Source organism: Ornithinicoccus hortensis, assembly GCF_006716185.1.
Classification (GTDB): Bacteria; Actinomycetota; Actinomycetes; order Actinomycetales; family Dermatophilaceae; genus Ornithinicoccus; species Ornithinicoccus hortensis.
Map to the genome: position 1 here is coordinate 1 of NZ_VFOP01000001.1, position 18347 is coordinate 18347.

General features: G+C 66.8%; 12 protein-coding genes and 2 pseudogenes. 9 read left to right on the forward strand and 5 right to left on the reverse strand.

All coding sequences use genetic code 11. The features are described 5' to 3' along the window. The coding region (locus tag FB467_RS00005) for an SDR family NAD(P)-dependent oxidoreductase (RefSeq protein WP_141783261.1) at positions 1-1131 on the forward strand (1131 nt) is incomplete at its 5' end. Further along, the gene (locus FB467_RS00010) at positions 1128-1994 is read left to right on the forward strand and encodes an MraY family glycosyltransferase (RefSeq protein ID WP_141783262.1); all 867 of its coding nucleotides are present in this window, start codon (positions 1128-1130) and stop codon (positions 1992-1994) included. The genes FB467_RS00005 and FB467_RS00010, both read left to right, overlap by 4 nt. Positions 1995-1999: 5 nt before the next feature. Here the strand turns inward: FB467_RS00010 and FB467_RS00015 are convergent, their stop codons facing one another. Further along, a complete protein-coding gene (locus tag FB467_RS00015) occupies positions 2000-3148 on the reverse strand; it encodes an LCP family protein (protein WP_141783263.1) in 1149 nt (382 codons plus the stop codon). A 111-nt stretch (positions 3149-3259) separates the two neighbouring features. On the opposite strand from FB467_RS00015, the gene FB467_RS00020 reads away from it, so the two are divergent. From FB467_RS00020 to FB467_RS00050, 7 genes and pseudogenes are all read left to right on the forward strand, one after another. After that, positions 3260-4159 carry an SGNH/GDSL hydrolase family protein gene (locus FB467_RS00020; protein WP_141783264.1) on the forward strand — a complete coding sequence of 300 codons (900 nt, stop codon included), beginning with the start codon at positions 3260-3262 and terminating at the stop codon, positions 4157-4159. Positions 4160-4172: 13 nt separating this feature from the next. Continuing rightward, entirely contained in the window at positions 4173-6050 is a 1878-nt protein-coding gene (locus FB467_RS00025; RefSeq protein WP_141783265.1) for a glycosyltransferase family protein, read from the forward strand. Positions 6051-6063: 13 nt separating this feature from the next. Further along, on the forward strand, positions 6064-9120 hold the full coding sequence (locus FB467_RS00030) for a bifunctional glycosyltransferase/CDP-glycerol:glycerophosphate glycerophosphotransferase (protein ID WP_141783266.1): 3057 nt from the start codon (positions 6064-6066) through the stop codon (positions 9118-9120). 122 nt (positions 9121-9242) lie between these two features. Beyond that, positions 9243-10013: pseudogene (locus FB467_RS00035) on the forward strand (ISL3 family transposase); the annotation flags it as partial. A gap of 306 nt (positions 10014-10319) precedes the next feature. Then, on the forward strand, positions 10320-11372 hold the full coding sequence (locus FB467_RS00040; RefSeq protein ID WP_170230465.1) for a tyrosine-type recombinase/integrase: 1053 nt from the start codon (positions 10320-10322) through the stop codon (positions 11370-11372). After that, on the forward strand, positions 11369-12298 hold the full coding sequence (locus FB467_RS00045; protein ID WP_141783268.1) for a tyrosine-type recombinase/integrase: 930 nt from the start codon (positions 11369-11371) through the stop codon (positions 12296-12298). Before FB467_RS00040 ends, FB467_RS00045 begins: the two co-directional genes overlap by 4 nt. Beyond that, entirely contained in the window at positions 12295-13290 is a 996-nt protein-coding gene (locus tag FB467_RS00050; RefSeq protein WP_141783269.1) for a tyrosine-type recombinase/integrase, read from the forward strand. Before FB467_RS00045 ends, FB467_RS00050 begins: the two co-directional genes overlap by 4 nt. Before the next feature lie 78 nt (positions 13291-13368). Here FB467_RS00050 and FB467_RS00055 read toward each other — a convergent pair. The 4 genes and pseudogenes from FB467_RS00055 to FB467_RS00070 all read right to left on the reverse strand — a co-directional run. After that, positions 13369-14139, reverse strand: a pseudogene (locus FB467_RS00055) (ISL3 family transposase); the annotation flags it as partial. Between the two features lie 155 nt (positions 14140-14294). Next, positions 14295-15599, reverse strand: coding sequence for an ISL3 family transposase (locus tag FB467_RS00060; protein ID WP_141783270.1), 1305 nt, complete (start codon positions 15597-15599; stop codon positions 14295-14297). Positions 15600-15801: 202 nt separating this feature from the next. Continuing rightward, positions 15802-17145, reverse strand: coding sequence for a polysaccharide pyruvyl transferase family protein (locus FB467_RS00065; RefSeq protein ID WP_141783271.1), 1344 nt, complete (start codon positions 17143-17145; stop codon positions 15802-15804). 61 nt (positions 17146-17206) lie between these two features. Then, on the reverse strand, positions 17207-18340 hold the full coding sequence (locus tag FB467_RS00070; RefSeq protein WP_141783272.1) for a polysaccharide pyruvyl transferase family protein: 1134 nt from the start codon (positions 18338-18340) through the stop codon (positions 17207-17209). Positions 18341-18347: the final 7 nt, after the last annotated feature.

Genomic DNA, 18347 nt, shown 5'->3' on the forward strand with positions numbered 1-18347 from the left:
GAACTTGCGGCGAAGGCCCACCTGACCGTCAAGGTGCTGCCGACCCTCAACAAGTTGCTGGACGCCAACCCGCACGTCTCCGACCTGCGGGACATCAACCTCGAGGACCTTCTCGGCCGTCGGGTGACCCAACTCGACCAGGGGGCGATCAGTGACCAACTCACCGGGAAGGTCGTGGTGGTCACCGGGGCGGGCGGCTCGATCGGGTCGGAGCTCTGTCGCCAGATCCAGCGGTTCAACCCCGAGCGGCTGTTCCTGCTGGACCGCGACGAGTCCGCGCTGAACGCCACCCAGCTCTCGCTGAAGGGGCGCGGATTCGTCGACGGGGACGACCTCCTCCTGACCGATATTCGGGATGCCGAGGCGGTCGACCGTGTCTTCACCCGGATCCGCCCCGACGTCGTCTTCCACGCCGCAGCCCTCAAGCACCTCCCGATCCTCGAGCGGTTCCCCCGGGAGGCATGGACGGTCAACGTCCTCGGGACCCTCAACGTCCTCTCGGCCTCGGCGGCCAACGGGGTCGGCACCTTCGTCAACGTCTCCACCGACAAGGCCGCCAACCCCACCTCGGTGCTCGGCTACACCAAGCGGGTCACCGAAAGGATGACGGCGCACTACGCCGACTCCCACGCCGGCCGCTACGTCTCCGTCCGGTTCGGCAACGTCCTCGGATCTCGCGGCTCCGTCGTGCCGATCTTCACCGAGCAGATCCAGCGGGGTGGCCCTGTGACGATCACCCACCCCGAGGTCGAGCGCTACTTCATGCTCATCCCCGAGGCCTGCGAGTTGGTCATGCAGGCGGCCTCGATGGAGACCGACGGTGACGTCCTCGTGCTCGACATGGGGACGCCGGTGAAGATCACCGAGGTCGCCCAGACGCTCATCAGCATGTCGGGCCGGAGAGACATCGACATCGTCTACACGGGGCTGCGCCCTGCGGAGAAGATGTCGGAGGACCTCTATGGTGCGGCTGACCGCCGGGTCACGAGCCACCCGCTCGTCCTGTCGGTCGCCGTCCCCAGCCTCGACCCCCTCAACCTGCAACTGGTGGACCCCGCCAGCGTCGATGACCTCGTGGGGTGGCTGCGGGCCCGCTCGATCCCCGTGGAGAACGTGATCCGCCAGGCATGACCAGGTGGGTCCTCCTGGCGCTGAGCACCGCCCTCGCGACGTCCGCGCTCGCGCCCGCCGTGCTGTCGGTCCTGCACCGGCACGGCGCTATGGACGTGCCCAACCACCGCTCGTCGCACACCGTCCCCACGATCCGGGGTGGGGGCATCGCCTGCCTGATCGCGATCGTGGTGTGTGCGGCCGGGGCTCACTGGCTGGGCATGGGAGTGCCGTGGTGGGCTCTGACGGCTGCCGTGGCCATGGCGCTCCTCGGCCTGGTGACCGACCTGTGGGACCTCCCCCCTCTACCCCGGCTGCTCCTCCAGGTCCTGACCGGTGCCGCGCTCGGTGCCGTCCTCGACGGCCCGGGAAGCCTGCTGCTCGGGGCGATCGCCTTCCCCGTCCTGATCAACGCGGTGAACTTCATGGACGGCATCAACGGCATCACCGGGCTCACCGTCACCGCGTGGGCCACCATCACAGTGTGCTTCGGGCCCTCGCACGGCACCGCGGTGCTGCTCGTGCTCGCCGGGTCTGCCGCGGCGGGCTTCCTGCCGTGGAACGTACCCCACGCCCGGATGTTCCTCGGTGACTGCGGGAGCTACCTATTCGGCGCACTGATCGCGGCCAGTGTGGTCAACGACCGCGTCACTGGCGGGTCCGGGTGGCTGCTGCTCGCCCCGCTGCTGCCCTACCTGGCCGACACCGGAGTCACGTTGCTCCGTCGTGCGCTGCGGGGCGAGGACGTGACCCAGCCGCACCGGGAGCACCTGTACCAGCGGTTGGTCCACAATCGCGGGTGGAGTCACACCCGCGTGGCACTGCTGTATGCCGGGCTGGCACTCGCCTGCGGGGCCGGGGCACACCTGCTTGCGAGCGTCTGAGCCGTTCAGCCACCGGTGAGTGCGTAGGACGTCCCGTACTTGTCGACATAACTGGACAGGTCACCACGGCGCAGCGCGTCACCCAGTTCCTTCGTGCGACCGGAGTCGAGCACGTTGATGGATGCTCCGCCGTCGGTCATCCCGAAGTGGGACACCGGCACCATCAACGAGGTGATGTTCTCCGGATCGATGTCGGACGCCAGGTCCACCATCGTCATCAACTGCTCCAGCGTGAGGTCGCCGTCGATCTTGACGTTCTGGTAGAGCATCGGCAGGAGCTCCTGCAGTTTCTCGGGCTCCTCCTCCCGGATCTCGACCAGACGGTCCATCATGCCCACGAGCGCCGCCCGGTGCCGCTCGGTCCGGTCGAGGTCCCCCAGCGGCATCGTCTTGCGTTCCCGCACGTAGATCAGGCCGTCGGTGTTCTCCAGGAAGATCCTGCCCTCCTCGAACACGATCTGCCGCCCGGTGGACTCGACGGTGACTCTGGTCTCGTGGGTGTTGTCCACCCAGAAGCCCTCCATCCAACGGGTGAGCGCGATGAACATGTCGAAGTTGGTCTGGGCGACGAAGTCGATCTCCAGCCCACCCATCAGGTCCGACACGGTGTCCCTGGCCAACGGGATGCCACCCATGGCGTATGCCTCGTTGACCTTGTTCTTGCCGTGTCCAGGGATGTCGACATACGAGTCACGTGCGATCGAGACGAGGTTGAGGTGCTCGCGGTCCGCCGAGAGCTGCACCAGCACCATGACGTCCGACCTGCCGCTGAAGTCGTTCTCCCGCGAGTCCGAGCCCAGGACGAGCGCAGTGACGACACCCTCGGGCAACTCCTCCGCCGAGCCAGGGGTCTCCTCGTCCGTGTCGTCTTCATCGGTCGTCGTAGGGTCGGCCGGCCGCTCGTCCTCTGTTGTCTCCACCGGTTGCGACTGGCTGGTCTCGCTGCCGTCGTCGGTCGCTGTCGCTGACCCACGCGTGGTCGGCGCACTATCCGAGGTTGTGGTCCCGACCGTAGGCGCCCGACGGGCCGTTGTGGGGGCGGCCAGGCCCTCGGTCCCTGTCGGGGTCGAGTTGTCGTCGTTGTCACCGCAGGCGGTCACCAGCCCGAGGCACAGGACGAGCACGAGGATGCCGAGTCGACGGGCAATGGTCATCGGATCTCCTTCACGCCGAGAGGGCAAGCCAGCTTTTGCGGCTAACAGTGAACCACGCCAACCGTTCCACGACGTGGGCCCGGAACCATTTCGACTGGCACAATGGCCCGCATGACGACGCGCCGGGTGTTGGGGGCAGCCCTGGGATTCGGCTTCATCATCCTCAACATCGCAATCATTGCCCTGGTCGTGATCTCGACCTCGCAGCGAGGCTGGTCCGGGCTGCTGGGCCGCGAAACGACCGAGACCGCGGCGACAGCGGCACCAACCACGCCGCCATCCAGCCCCACCACTCCCTCGCCGACCGACGCCACGCCCTCGAGCACTCGTAGCGGGGACACCACACCGACGACCGCCAGCCCCACCACGACACCCGAGCCGGAACCCGAGCCAACTCTGGCAGAGCGGTATGCCGACGGCGAGGCCCTCACCGTGGTCGTGCTGGGGGACCAGACCGGCGTGGACCCCGCGGACTGGGTGCTGGCCTGGGCGCGACAGTTGTCGGGCGCGCACGCCGTGGAGGTCTACGCCACCTCGACGGGCGACCCCACGCTCTATCTCGGACCCGAGACTCTCGGCCTGGGTGAGCCCCGGATCACCCTCTACAACGCCAGCCACATCGGCAATACACCGGGCTACGCGGCCAACCGACTAGGGGCACTCCTGCCCGAGGACCCGGATGTAGTGCTCCTCAACTTCGGTCGCTCCAACGACCAGGAGGACATCACCGACGAGCTCCAGACGCTGTGGGAATCCCTGACGCAGGACCGCGACCTGGACACTCGCGTCGTGATCCAGCCGCCCCGACAGGACGGCCAGCCTCCCTTGGACGAGCTGACACGGCAGTGGACAGAGGACAGCGACGCGGAGACGATCGACGTGGCAGCCGTGTTCGAGGAAGAGGGCATCGTATGGTCCACCGTCTCGGTCCGCGACCCGTTGTCGGTCAACATCTATGGCGCGGGCCGGTGGGCGGAGATCGTGCAGTCCGAGCTGCTGGGCGGCGAGTAGACAGGATGGCGTCATGGGTCACACCCTGAGTTCAGTCCGCACCCAGCTCTGGCACCTCCGCAAGGGCGGCATCCGCCAGTGGCGGACGAACCGGGCGCGGGTGCGCGCGGTCGGCGGGCCCATCCCGACCCCCGCACGGGAGGAAGCCGTCAGCCTCAGCCGCGACCGGCAGGTGACGGAGTGGCCCCTCCCAGAGCGGCCCCCACGGCGCACGCTGCGCGTCGGCGTGATTCTGGACGACTTCAGCGAGCTGGCCTTCGGCTACGAGTGGGACCAGACCGCGCTGACGCCCAGCGGATGGCGCGAGGAGATGTCCTCACCACCCGACCTGCTCTTCGTCGAGTCGGCCTGGGCCGGCAGCGGTGGCGCGTGGCGCTACGCCCTCACGGGTCCCAACGCACCGAGCCAGGCACTGCGTGACCTCGTGGCATGGTGCCGCGACCAGGATGTGCCCACGGTCTTTTGGAACAAGGAAGACCCGGTGCACTTCGAGGACTTCATCGACACGGCATCCCTGTTTGACCACGTGCTCACCACCGACGACGCAGTGGTGGCCGACTACCAGGCACGGCTCGGGCATGAGCGGGTCTCGGTCATGCCCTTCGGGGCGGCCTCCTGGGTGCACAACCCCATGCGACCCGCCGGGCACGCCCGGCGCGACGTGGCCTTCGCGGGCACCTACTTCGCGCACAAGTACCCGGAGCGCCGCGAGCAGATGGAGTTGCTCATCGGCGCCGCCGCTGCCGTGTCGCGCCGACTACCGACCGGGCTCGAGATCTTCTCGCGTTTCCGGGGTGGGGACGAGCGATACCAGTTCCCCTCCCCCATGGACGAGTACGTCGTCGGCTCGCTGTCCTACCGGCAGATGCTGACCGCCTACCGGGAGTTCAAGGCCTTCCTCAACGTCAACTCGGTCACCTCAAGCAAGACCATGTGCCCCCGGCGCGTGCTGGAACTCGCCGCCTGCGCGACCCCTGTGGTCTCCACCCCCGCGCCTGCCATCGCCGAGATCTTCCCGCCGGACGAAGTTCTCACTGTCACCGAACGGGACCAGGCCGAGTGGACCATCCGCGCACTGGCCGGCAACGTCGAGTGGGGAGACCGGCTCGGTCACCTCGCTGCCCGCCGGGTGCTCGCCTCCCACACCTACCGCCACCGCGTCGACGGCCTGCTCGAGGCGGTGGGGCTGGCCCAGCACCGGGTCGAGGACCCGAGCATCTCGGTCATCTGCTCCACGAGGCGGCCCGAGCACCTCCGAGCCCTCGTGCAGACCGTCGCGAAGCAGCGGGAGGTCAGCCCCCAACTCGTGCTGCTCACCCACGGCTTCGAGCCCGACTTCGACGTGCGTACTGAGGCCGTGGCTCTCGGCCTCACGGACGTGGTCCTCATCACCGCCCGGGCGGAGGTATCCCTCGGGCAGTGCCTGAACCAGTGCATCGACGCAGCCGATGGCCAGGTGGTCGCCAAGATGGACGATGACGACCTCTACTCCGAGCACTACCTCGCCGACCAGCTCCGCGCGCTCGACTTCTCCGGGGCCGACGTGGTGGGCAAGCACGCCCATCACATGCTGATCACCGACATGGACGCCCTGGTACTGCGCTTCGGCACGATGGAGAGCCGGTTTACCCACCTCGTCATGGGCCCCACCCTGGTGATGCCCCGAGACGTCGCGTCGGAGTTCCGGTTCGCCGACCGGACGAGGGGCGAGGACACTGACCTTCTGGGCAGGATTGTCGCCGCCGGGGGCAAGGTCTACGCCTCGGACCGCTACGGGTTCGTGCAGGTGCGCCGACCCGACGGGCACACCTGGGACGCCAGCCACATGGAACTGCTAGCCAACGGCCGGGTCGTGGCCTACGGATCCTCCGTCGAGCACGTCCTGATCTGAGCGCAGCAGGCTCATGGATCCGGCACACGCAGCGCGCAAACTGGCTGGCGCGACCGTCCGCCGCTTCCGCAAGCCGACGGTGTCCGTGGTGATGCCCTGCCGGGACGGGGGCACACTCCTCGAGCCGGCCATCCGTAGTGTCCTCAACCAGGACCTGCGCGACCTGGAACTGATCGTCGTGGACGACGGTTCCACCGACGACTCGGTAGCGACCGTCAAGCGTCTCGCTGCCCGAGACCGTCGTGTCCGATATCTCAGCACGGGCGGTGACGGGCGGGGCCCGGGCAGGGCCCGCAATCTCGGAGTCGCAGCGGCCAAAGGGCGCTTCCTGGCCTTCGCAGACGCAGACGATCAGGTCCTCCCGGGCGCCTACAGCGCCATGTCAGCGGCACTGCGCCGCCGCGGCGTCGACATGGTCGTGGGCGGCTACCAGCGGCATGGGGCCGACGGCAAGCACCGGCCGCGCCTGGTGGAACGCATCCACGAGAAGGATCTCCCTGCGGTCGATGTCGAGGCCTGCCCACAGGTGCTCGACGAGGTCGTGATCTGGAACCGACTGTTCCGCATGTCCTTCTGGAAGCGCCACGTCGGTCCGTTCTCAGAGGAGGGCAACTACGAGGACCGTGAGCCTGCCCTGCGAGCCGCGCTGAATGCCCGGCAATTCAGCCTGCTCGCGCGCGACGTGTACTCGTGGCGGCTTCCCGATGGTCGGCAGACCCGGTCCCAGCAGAAGGAGAACCTGTCTGACCTGCGCGAGCGGTTCGCCGTGGCCCGACGTGAGGTCGCGCTGCTCGAGAAGTCGCAACCGGTGGCACAGGCCCAGGTGTGGGCCAGGCTGCTGGGCAGCGACCTCGGGCTGTATGCCGTCCACGTCCCGTCCGCTGACGATGCCTACTGGGAACAGTTCAGCGCCATGGCGGGGTGGCTGGCGAAGCGGGCACCCAAGGAAGTGTGGGCCTCTGTCCCTGTGTGGGAGCGCCTCCTGGCGAACTGTGCGGCGGCGGGCGTGCGGGGCGACGTCGAAGAGATCCTCGGCACCCGAGCCGAGGACACTTCGGCGGTCCCACTCACCGTCGTGGACGGCACGACCCTCCAAGCCGATCTCGAGGTCGTGGAACGGTTGCGAACTCCGCTGGCTCCATCGCTGATGGTGGTTCCTCCCGAGATGGTTCACGCGGTCGGCGGCATCCAACGAACGGAGTGGGTCTCCTCCGACGAGGTGCAGATCGACGGTTACGCCTACGTGCCGGGGCTGGCAGGCGACACCGAAGGACTCACAATCCGGGTCCTTCAAAAGGACGCCCTGCAGGCGCACGAACTGCCGCTTGAGGCCAGGACCGACGACACCATTGACATCGAGTCTGGAGACCCGTGGCGCTCGTACCGCACCGGCGGCTTCACTGTGCGAGCACCCGCATCATCATGGCAACCCGTTCCCGGCCCGCCCAGGGACCTGACGCTCGAGGTCCACCTGACGTGGAAAGGGGCGCGTTGGAGGGTGCCACTCTCGCTCACCCTCCCCCCAGCGGATCCTGCCGACCTCGGGGGCGACGCGGCGTCGACGGCCAGCGATTCTGCCCACGTCCTGATCGACGACGTACAAGTTGACGGCGCCGGCATCGTGCTCTCGGGCACGACGGGCCCGGGGACTCCAGAGCTGCGAGTCGGGTTGGTCACCTCCTCGCGAGAGTTCGCCTCCGCGGCCACCCCTGAGGAGGACGGTACCTTCCAGGCGACGCTGAGGGTGACGGACGGCGCGGCACTCCCCAGCGACGGCTACTTCGTCAGGTGGGCCGCCAACGGTGGCCCACTGTCCGGGTGGGCACGGCCGGGAGTCGCGCTCCGCGAGGGGCCGATCGAGTCCAACAGCCCGATCCAGCGCATCACAGCCCGGTGGCATCCCGGCACCACGGCCGTCTCGGTCACCGTGAGCCCCCCGCTGTCACTCAGCGAGCGATCGCGTCTGGGCCAACGTCGTCTGCGGGAGGTCTACCGGACTGCGCCACTAGAGCGGGCCGTGCTCTTGGAGGCATTCAATGGCAAGACGTGTGGAGACAACCCTGGGGCGATCGCCGGGGGGTTGCGGGAGGCGGGCGTCGACGTGCCCCTCTATTGGTCGGTGCGCGACCTGTCAGTGCCCGTTCCTGAGGGCGGGACGCCACTGGTGATCGGCTCGGAGGACTGGCACCGGGTGCTGTCGACCGCCACCGTGCTGATAAACAACAACAACTTCCCGCACTGGTTCACCAAGCGCCCTGGGCAGTTCTACCTGCAGACATGGCACGGCACACCGATCAAACGGCTTCTCTGGGACCTCCCACCTGGTCGCGTCCCCCTGACCTACCGCCGGCTCATGCGTCGGCAGGTGCCAATGTGGGATCTTCTCCTCGCGCAAACGAATGCAGCCGAGCGGGACCTACGGTCCGGGCTCGGGTACACCGGCCCGGTCCTGGTCACCGAGCAGCCCCGAAACGCCGTCCTGGCCGAGGGCGAAGCAGCACGCCAACGGGCGCGGGCCCACTACGGCATCCCGGCCGACGCGCGCGTGATCCTCTATGCACCCACTTGGCGGGAGCCTGACCGCACGGCCGCTCGGGCGGGCACGTGGACAGATGCGCTCGATGTCGAGCAACTCGCTGTCACCACCGACGCCTGGGTGTTGGTCCGCAGCCACCACCTCAGCCGTCGCGCACCCGTAGGCGAGGCACGCGTGATCGACGTGAGTTCGCACCCGCAGGTGGAGGAGTTGATGCTGGCCGCCGACGTGCTCGTGAGCGACTACTCTTCGATCCTCCACGACTGGTCCCTGCTGGGGCGACCGGCCATGCTGTTCACCCCCGACTTGGCTCACTACCGCGACGCTGAGCGCGGGTTCTACGGCGGTTGGCCAGGCTCGGCCTCCTGGCCCCTGTCCACCGATGAGGCCGAGCTCGGGGAGCTGGTGCTCACCGCCCTCGAAGTACCTCCGACACTGCGCGAGTCATGGGCCGACTCACGGGTCACTGAAGGGTGTCGCGAGGTAGTCGCTCGTGTCATTTGCTGTATAGGCGACGCAGAATCTGAGATTTAGGCGAACTTTCGGGGCTCTTCGCAGTTGAGGGTGTAACGGTCGTCCGCGCGTCGCTCGCTGGATGAGGGTCGAGGTCTTCCGATGATGGGAGTTCTCACACCGCCCATCCGAAAGACCTCGACGTGCCTGACGCTACTACCTTCGCCTGCCCCGACCTGACCACCTTCACCCGCCTGGACGACCTCGGGCTGGAGGCGACCGGCCAGCTGCTCAAGCCCGACCGCGCCGTCTTGAAGTGTCGGGTCGTGGACCCCGACGACTGGTGCCGCCGGTGCGGCTGCCAGGGCGTGGCCAGGGACACCGTCGTCCGTCGGCTCGCGCACGAGCCGTTCGGGTGGCGTCCCACCACCCTGCTGGTCACGGTGCGCCGGTACCGGTGCTCCGAGTGCGGCCACGTGTGGCGCCAGGACACCACCGCCGCGGCCGAGCCACGGGCCAAGATCTCCCGGGGCGGGCTGGCCTGGGCCCTGGTCGGCATCGTGGTCCAGCACCTGTCCATGGCTCGCGTCGCCGAGGGGCTGGGCGTGGCGTGGCACACCGCCAACGATGCTGTCCTGGCCGAAGGACACCGGCTGCTGATCGACGATCCGGCCCGTCTGGACGGGGTCGAGGTCCTCGGGGTCGATGAGCATTGTTGGCGTCACACCCGTCGCGGGGACAAGTTCATCACGGTGATCATCGACCTGACCCCGGTCCGTGACGGGACTGGGCCGGCGCGGCTGCTGGACATGGTCGAGGGCCGCTCGAAGAAAGCGTTCAAGACCTGGCTGGACGAGCGGGAACAGACCTGGCGCGACGGGGTGCAGGTGGTGGCCATGGATGGTTTCAGTGGCTTCAAGACCGCCACCACCGAAGAGCTGCCCGAGGCGGTCAGCGTGATGGATCCGTTTTATGCCGATGTCCCGGTTATGCCGATGTCGTGGGTGTCGGTGCTGGTGGGGGACGTGCGGCGGATGGTGAGGTCGGCATAACCGGACGGCGTGGGCGGACGCTGTTGCCTTCGGATTTCTCACGAAGGGAGCACGACCATGCACAGCATCGCGAATCCGAGAGGTGTCCGGTTCACGGGCCCGCTGACGCCGGTAGCGGCCGGTCTGCGGGAGGAGCTGGCCGCACGGGGTTATGCCTCGTCGTCGGCGACCATCCAGCTGCAGCTGGCAGCGCACCTGTCTCGCTGGCTGGAAGAGCACGGAATGGATATGGCTGATCTCAATGGGAGCGTCCTGGAACAGTTCCTCGCCGACCGTCGTGTCGATCACACCAACCTGTCCTCGTTGCAGGCGCTGGCGCCGACGCTGGAGTATCTGCGCAGGACCGGGCAGGCGCCTCCTCCGGAGCCGCCGGTACCGGTAGGCCCGGTCGAGGAGGCACTGGCCAGGTTCGAGGAGTACCTGCTGGTGCAGCGCTCGATCTCCGCCGCGGTGGCACAGGCCTACCTGCGATGGGTGCGTCCGTTCGTGGCGCAGCTGCCCGTGGTCCAGGATGAGTTGGCCCTCGTGAGGCTGGACGCCGCGCAGGTCAGCCGGTTCGTCACCGGCCACCTGCCAGGGCTGAGCCGCAAGAACGCCCAGATGACGGCGACCTCGCTGCGCTCGTTCCTGCGGTTCGCCCACGTCGAGGGCCTAGTGGGGGTCGACCTGGCCCCGGCCGTGCCGCCCTTCGCGTTTCGTCGCCAGTCCGGGTTGCCCGAGCCGCTGACGGCGCAGCAGGTACATGCCCTGACCGACGCGTGCGACCCCTGCACGGCGGTGGGCCGGCGCGACCTGGCCGTCATCACCTGCCTGGTACGGCTCGGGCTGCGCTGCGGGGAGGTCGCCGACATGGTCCTGGAGGACCTGGACTGGACCGGCGGGACCATCACGGTGCACGGCAAGGGAGGCCGGATCGACGTGATGCCGCTGCCTGTCGACGTCGGCCAGGTGCTCGTGGCCTACCTGCGGCAGGGCCGACCCTCCACGACCGAGCGAGTCGTGTTCCTCACCGCCGTGGCACCCATCAGGGCGCTGTCCCGCTCCGGTCTGAGCTGCATCGTCGCCCGGGCCGCGCGACGCGCCGGGCTGGGGACGATCCATGCCCACCGGCTGCGGCACACCGCGGCCTCGGCCACCCTCAACGCCGGGGCCACCCTGGAGCAGGTCTCCCACCTGCTGCGTCATGTCAGCCCGGCGACGACCGCGGTGTACGCCAAGACCGACCTTGCCCGGCTGTCCACCCTGACCCGGCCCTGGCCGACCTCCGGGAGCCGGTCATGAACGCCGGGCTGCCCGGGCTGCTCGAGGACTACCTGCGGGTGCGGCGGGCGCTGGGGTACAAGCTGGAGGGCACCGAGGCCCTCCTCACCCAGTTCCTGGGCTACCTGGACCAGCAGGGCGCCGAGACGATCACCATCGAGCACGCCCTGGCGTTCGCGACCGCGCCGGTCGGAGTCTCGCCACGGTGGCACGCGCTACGGCTCTCGGCGATCCGCTGCTTCGCACGGTGGGCGTGGGCCAGCGACCCCCGGGTGCAGGTCCCGCCGGCCCGGCTGCTGCCGGCCCGACCCACCCGAAGCGCGCCCTACATCTACAGCGAGACCGAGGTCCTGGCCATGCTGGCCGCCGCCGACCATCTGCGCCCGACGATCCGCGCGACCACGTTCCACACGCTGATCGCGTTGATGGCCGCCACCGGCCTGCGCACCGGGGAAGCCATCGGGCTGGACGTGGACAACCTGGACGTTGCCGCCGCGACGCTGCGGGTGCGGGGCAAGTACGGCAAGACCCGGCTGCTTCCGTTGCACCCCAGCGTGCTGGCCGGCCTCACCGGATACCTGCAGCAGCGCGCCCGCCTGCTGCCCGCCGAGGACTGCCCGGCCCTGCTCATCTCCAGCACGGGACGACGCCTGGCCCGCTCGACGCTCTACCCCACGTTCAGCACGATCCTCACCGAGGCGGGGATCGAGCCGGTCAGCACGACCTGCCGGCCCCGACTGTTCGACCTGCGTCATACCTTCGCGGTCAGCACGATGCTGGACGCCTACCGGTCCGGGGCCGACCCCGCCGCCGTCCTGCCGGTCCTGTCGGCCTGGATGGGGCACACCGAGCCCAGCGACACCTACTGGTACCTCACCGGCACCAGCGAGCTGCTCGCAGCAGCGGCCGACCGGCTTGCCTCGTCCCGGGCAAAGGTGCCGCGATGACGCTGCTGGCACCCACCCTGGAGGCGTTCTTCACCACCCGGCTGACAGGTCAGCTCGGCGCGAGCACGCACACCATCGCCGCCTACCGCGACACCTGGCGACTTCTGCTGCGCTTCGCTGCCGAGGACACCGGCACACCGCCGCACGCCCTCGACCTGGCCCAGCTCGACGCCGACCTGATCACCCGGTTCCTGAACCACCTTGAGGGCGAGCGGGGCAACAGCACCACCACCCGCAACGCGCGCTTGGCCGCGGTGCACTCCGTGTTCGCCTACGCCGCCGTCGAGCACCCCGAGCACGCCGGTTCGATCAACCGGGTGCTGGCCATCCCCGCCAAGCGACGTCAGCGCCGCACCGACATCACCTACCTGACCGAGCCGGAGGTCACCGCGTTGCTGGGCGCCCCTGACCAGGACACCAAGGCCGGCCGGCGCGACCACGCGCTGATCCAGGTCGGCATCACCACCGGCCTGCGGGTCAGCGAGCTGACCGGCCTGCGGTGGCGCGACGTCCACCTCGGTACCGGCGCCCACGTCCTGGCCCACGGCAAGGGCCGCAAGGACCGCAGCACCCCGCTGGACCAGGACACCGTCAAGGTTCTGCAGGCATTGGCCGAGGCCACCGGCTGCGACGCTGACGCATTCGTCCTGACCACCCGCACCGGGACCAGGATGAGCCGCGACGCTGTCGCGGCACGTCTCACGCTGCACGCCCAGACCGCAGCGACGGCCTGCCCGTCCCTGACCAACAAGACAATCACCCCGCACGTGCTTCGCCACACCGCGGCCATGCGACTGCTCGCCTCCGGCATCGACAGCACCGTCATCGCCCTGTGGCTGGGCCACGAAAGTATCGACACCACCCAGGTGTACCTGCACGCCGACCTGGCCACGAAAGAGGACGCCCTGGCCAGAACCGCACCGACCGGCACCCCCACCGGCCGCTACCACCCGCCAGAGGACGCACTCCTCACGTTCCTGCAGAACCTGTGATTATGCCGACCTCACCACCCGCCGCACGTCCCCCACCAGCACCGACACCCACGACATCGGCATAACCGGGACATCGGCATAAAACGGATCCATCACGCTGACCGCCTCGGGCAGCTCTTCGGTGGTGGCGGTCTTGAAGCCACTGAAACCATCCATGGCCACCACCTGCACCCCGTCGCGCCAGGTCTGTTCCCGCTCGTCCAGCCAGGTCTTGAACGCTTTCTTCGAGCGGCCCTCGACCATGTCCAGCAGCCGCGCCGGCCCAGTCCCGTCACGGACCGGGGTCAGGTCGATGATCACCGTGATGAACTTGTCCCCGCGACGGGTGTGACGCCAACAATGCTCATCGACCCCGAGGACCTCGACCCCGTCCAGACGGGCCGGATCGTCGATCAGCAGCCGGTGTCCTTCGGCCAGGACAGCATCGTTGGCGGTGTGCCACGCCACGCCCAGCCCCTCGGCGACGCGAGCCATGGACAGGTGCTGGACCACGATGCCGACCAGGGCCCAGGCCAGCCCGCCCCGGGAGATCTTCGCCCGTGGCTCGGCCGCGGCGGTGGTGTCCTGACGCCACACGTGACCGCACTCGGAGCACCGGTACCGGCGCACCGTGACCAGCAGGGTGGTGGGACGCCACCCGAACGGCGCGTGCGCGAGCCGACGGACGACGGTGTCCCTGGCCACGCCCTGGCAGCCGCACCGGCGGCACCAGTCGTCGGGGTCCACGACCCGACACTTCAAGACGGCGCGGTCGGGCTCGAGCAGCTGGCCGGTCGCCTCCAGGCCGAGCTCGTCCAGGCGGGTGAAGGTGGTCAGGTCGGGGCAGGCGAAGGTAGTAGCGTCAGGCACGTCGAGGTCTTTCGGATGGGCGGTGTGAGAACTCCCATCATCGGAAGACCTCGACCCTCATCCAGCGAGCGACGCGCGGACGACCGTTACACCCTCAACTGCGAAGAGCCGGAAAACCCTGCGCTCTGAAGAGCCGCTTTACAGGCTCTTCGCATTCAAGGGTGTAGTTGGGGTCTGAATCCGCCGGCCTCGAGGAGTGCGCGTGCGATGTAGTTGGTGAGGTTGCGGAACCCGAGGGCGGAGCCCCTCAGGTGCTCGAGGCGGCCATTGATCGCTTCTGTAGGCCCATTCGATGTGCGGGGACGGTCGAAGTAGGCCAGGACGTCCTCGGCGCGGCGGGTCAGGGTGCGTCCGAGCCTGCGCAGCTCGCTCAGACCGGCCGGGACGCCCTGGCGGACGGCATCGATCACCGACTGCATCTGCTCGCGGCCCTGGCTGCGGTCGGGTTCGCGGTAGGCGGCGACCATTCGCTGGTAGATGCCCCAGGTCGCCTCGACCGCGACGTGCTGCTCGACCGCGAAGAGCGCCTCAAGGCGGGCTTGCTGCTTGTCGGTGAGCAGGTCAGCGCCGGTGTGCAGGGTCCGCCGGGCCGAGTACAGCGGGTCGCCCTTGCGGCCTCGGTGCCCGCAGGTCTCCTGCTGGACTCGGCGACGACAGTCGTCCATCGCCTCCCCGGCCAGCTGGACTACGTGAAACGGATCCATCACGCTGACCGCCTCGGGCAGCTCTTCGGTGGTGGCGGTCTTGAAGCCACTGAAACCATCCATGGCCACCACCTGCACCCCGTCGCGCCAGGTCTGTTCCCGCTCGTCCAGCCAGGTCTTGAACGCTTTCTTCGAGCGGCCCTCGACCATGTCCAGCAGCCGCGCCGGCCCAGTCCCGTCACGGACCGGGGTCAGGTCGATGATCACCGTGATGAACTTGTCCCCGCGACGGGTGTGACGCCAACAATGCTCATCGACCCCGAGGACCTCGACCCCGTCCAGACGGGCCGGATCGTCGATCAGCAGCCGGTGTCCTTCGGCCAGGACAGCATCGTTGGCGGTGTGCCACGCCACGCCCAGCCCCTCGGCGACGCGAGCCATGGACAGGTGCTGGACCACGATGCCGACCAGGGCCCAGGCCAGCCCGCCCCGGGAGATCTTCGCCCGTGGCTCGGCCGCGGCGGTGGTGTCCTGACGCCACACGTGACCGCACTCGGAGCACCGGTACCGGCGCACCGTGACCAGCAGGGTGGTGGGACGCCACCCGAACGGCGCGTGCGCGAGCCGACGGACGACGGTGTCCCTGGCCACGCCCTGGCAGCCGCACCGGCGGCACCAGTCGTCGGGGTCCACGACCCGACACTTCAAGACGGCGCGGTCGGGCTCGAGCAGCTGGCCGGTCGCCTCCAGGCCGAGCTCGTCCAGGCGGGTGAAGGTGGTCAGGTCGGGGCAGGCGAAGGTAGTAGCGTCAGGCACGTCGAGGTCTTTCGGATGGGCGGTGTGAGAACTCCCATCATCGGAAGACCTCGACCCTCATCCAGCGAGCGACGCGCGGACGACCGTTACACCCTCAACTGCGAAGAGCCGCTTTACACACAATAGCCAAGGCGCCGAGGCCTTCATCGATCCGGCCCGCCTCATGAACAGTCCCGGATAGATTCACAGCCCAACAAAGAGACTACGAAAGCTTCGCGTCCGCCGACGACTGCAACCACTGCTCGAACACTGTCATTGCGCCCTTCGCTTCCACACTCCACGCGCCAGCCATCGGAATCTGGTCCGCCAAGGGGAAGCCGGAAGGCGCAATAAATGTCCCACCTAAGGCAAGGTCGGCCACACCATCCCACAAACGACACTGATACGCCGAAGCGGCCTTTCTAATCAACAGGAGGTGCGAAGCAAACTCTGAGCTCCGGTCCCACGCTTCGCCCAGTGCAGGAAGGAGTAGATTCCAGGCAACCGTCGGCAACGCGAGCGCGGACATACCAGCATTCTCTAACGCTCCCTGCAGCTTCACAAGCGAGTACCGCGAAGTTGGAACACCAACAACCGGAGAAGCTGACGGCAAAGCGAATACAGCCGGGTGATACCGAGAAGAGATCGACACGCGCGACATCTCCATTAACGCAACCAGTGTTTTTGCCCGAACGCCGGGGAGCGCACGGACCAGACCACTTTGACTCGCGCCAACGATTGCTGCGTGGGAAATCTGATCCGCCTTATCGTACCCCGCCGGCAACGAAGCCATATGGGGCACCAAAAGGACATCACACCCATGAGACAGCGCAAACTTGTCCAACAATGAAGAAACGCGCGCAACATGCTCTTCCTTCGACCAGGGCAGGCTGCCATTGCGACCAGGAAAAGACCCGATAACAAACGGCCTACCGCTTGGGGCATACATCGCAGCCTCATCCCGATCTGCACCATCGGCGTTCAATAAGATGGCGTCATCGAAACTTCGGACAATCTTACGACTATCCAAATCAAGACCCAATGCGAGGCCATGAGAAATCGACTCTCGACAGCCAACAACCTTAGCCATATGAAGCACGGACTGAACTAGCTCACCCACACGACCCTCAATAGTAGGGCCAATAGTTTGACTAAGGACTACGAGGGGCTTGCCAAACTTCGTGGCCGCAAGCGCAAACGCGTATCGCTCAAAGACATGGCTTGGGAACTGAGAAGCCAAATTTCCACCGCCCGCAATGATAGCGATATCGCACTTCCGCAAAGCTTCAAGGAGAGGAGACTCGGAGACTTCGCCGCGGTCAAGATCGCGTTCGACCTTGCTCAGCAACTCCTCGTGCTCGGCCATCCTCCACTTCGAGCGAAAACCAAATCTTGCAACCGATGAAACTCCATACATCTCCCGAGCCACGGCGGGACTGCCAGCCACGAGAACAGGCTCCACATCCCGTCTCCGAAGCTCCGCAACAGCCGCCTCCGTCATCGCTTCATCGCCAAGATGATAAAGATATCGCCATCCCACATCCCCGAGCACAACAGCAGTAGCCACAATACGCCTTTCTACGAAGTCCGGTAACGGCAAGCCAATCAAAAACTTTAATGGAGACTACTTACAAGCTCGAGAAGAGGAACTTACCGAAACGCTCGCGCTTACCTGTCACACGGCTGGTGTCCAGAGCACGTGATTCCGAACTCGGGCCGCTCCCTTCGAGCCCACGCGATTCAAGGCTACCGAGACGACCAACATTACCTTCTCTCACGAGTTTTGAACCCAGCGCAAATACGGAGCTATGCTTAATGTCGTAATATGCGGAGCGAACCTTAACGATACCTTGCATCCCAAGGCGGGCGCCAATAATGTGTGGATGGAATCTCTGCGTAAGCATAAAGTTCGTCTCGCCCACAGGGATACCCTCGACAAGCCCACGCACCCAAACAGGTTCAACATTGCGGAACCGGTCTGCGAGAATGCTGAATGAGGCCGCGTCTTGTGGAGTACACAGCCAGAAGTACACCTTGTCAAACTCGCCTACGAAGGTCCCGGGCAACCTCTCAAGCACAGGCGCAGAAGCAGCATCTCCAATCAAAGAAATATGCAGCGCAGCACCGGCGATCGGAACCTCTGAAACGGGCTGGACGAAACAGTCATCCAGTCCAAGATGTACTTCAGCATCTGCGGCGATCCGCTTAACCCATTCATATGACCAGTCGTCCCTAACCTCCAGCAAAGCATACGCCCGGAATGCGTCAGCGAGAACTCCCTCTTCTGCAGGTCTAAGCGCCGCGAAAGGCCCGAGGCCGATCCCGGTAGCTATAGAGGTCGTACCCGCACGTTTCGCAAGTGCGGCACCGAGGCCGAGAGTGAAACCATGGGAAGGCCACTTGTCATTCAAGTATCCTCCGCCGTGCAGGTGGAAACTGCTGACATCTTCGAGCTCGGAAGCCAGGGCGACAAACGGCTCCCCAGAAGGGCGCTTGTCAAAGAAGTTGAGCCCTATTTTGACAGCCTCCACGAACGAAATCTTCCCTAGCTTGTACCTAGCCCTGGCTACTGAGTCGCTAAGCTTCAGCCGCGGGAAATCGTCCTCCAGCAGTGACTTGAGTACGGGCTGACTCGCCCCTGCAACGATGAGCTCACCGCTCGAAGCATGCCCCAACGCGCTCTGATACCAGTCGACCCATGATCGAATGATCAACTCATCGCCATAATTAGGGACTCCCGCCCCGCCAATAAGATAGTGCATATAGCTC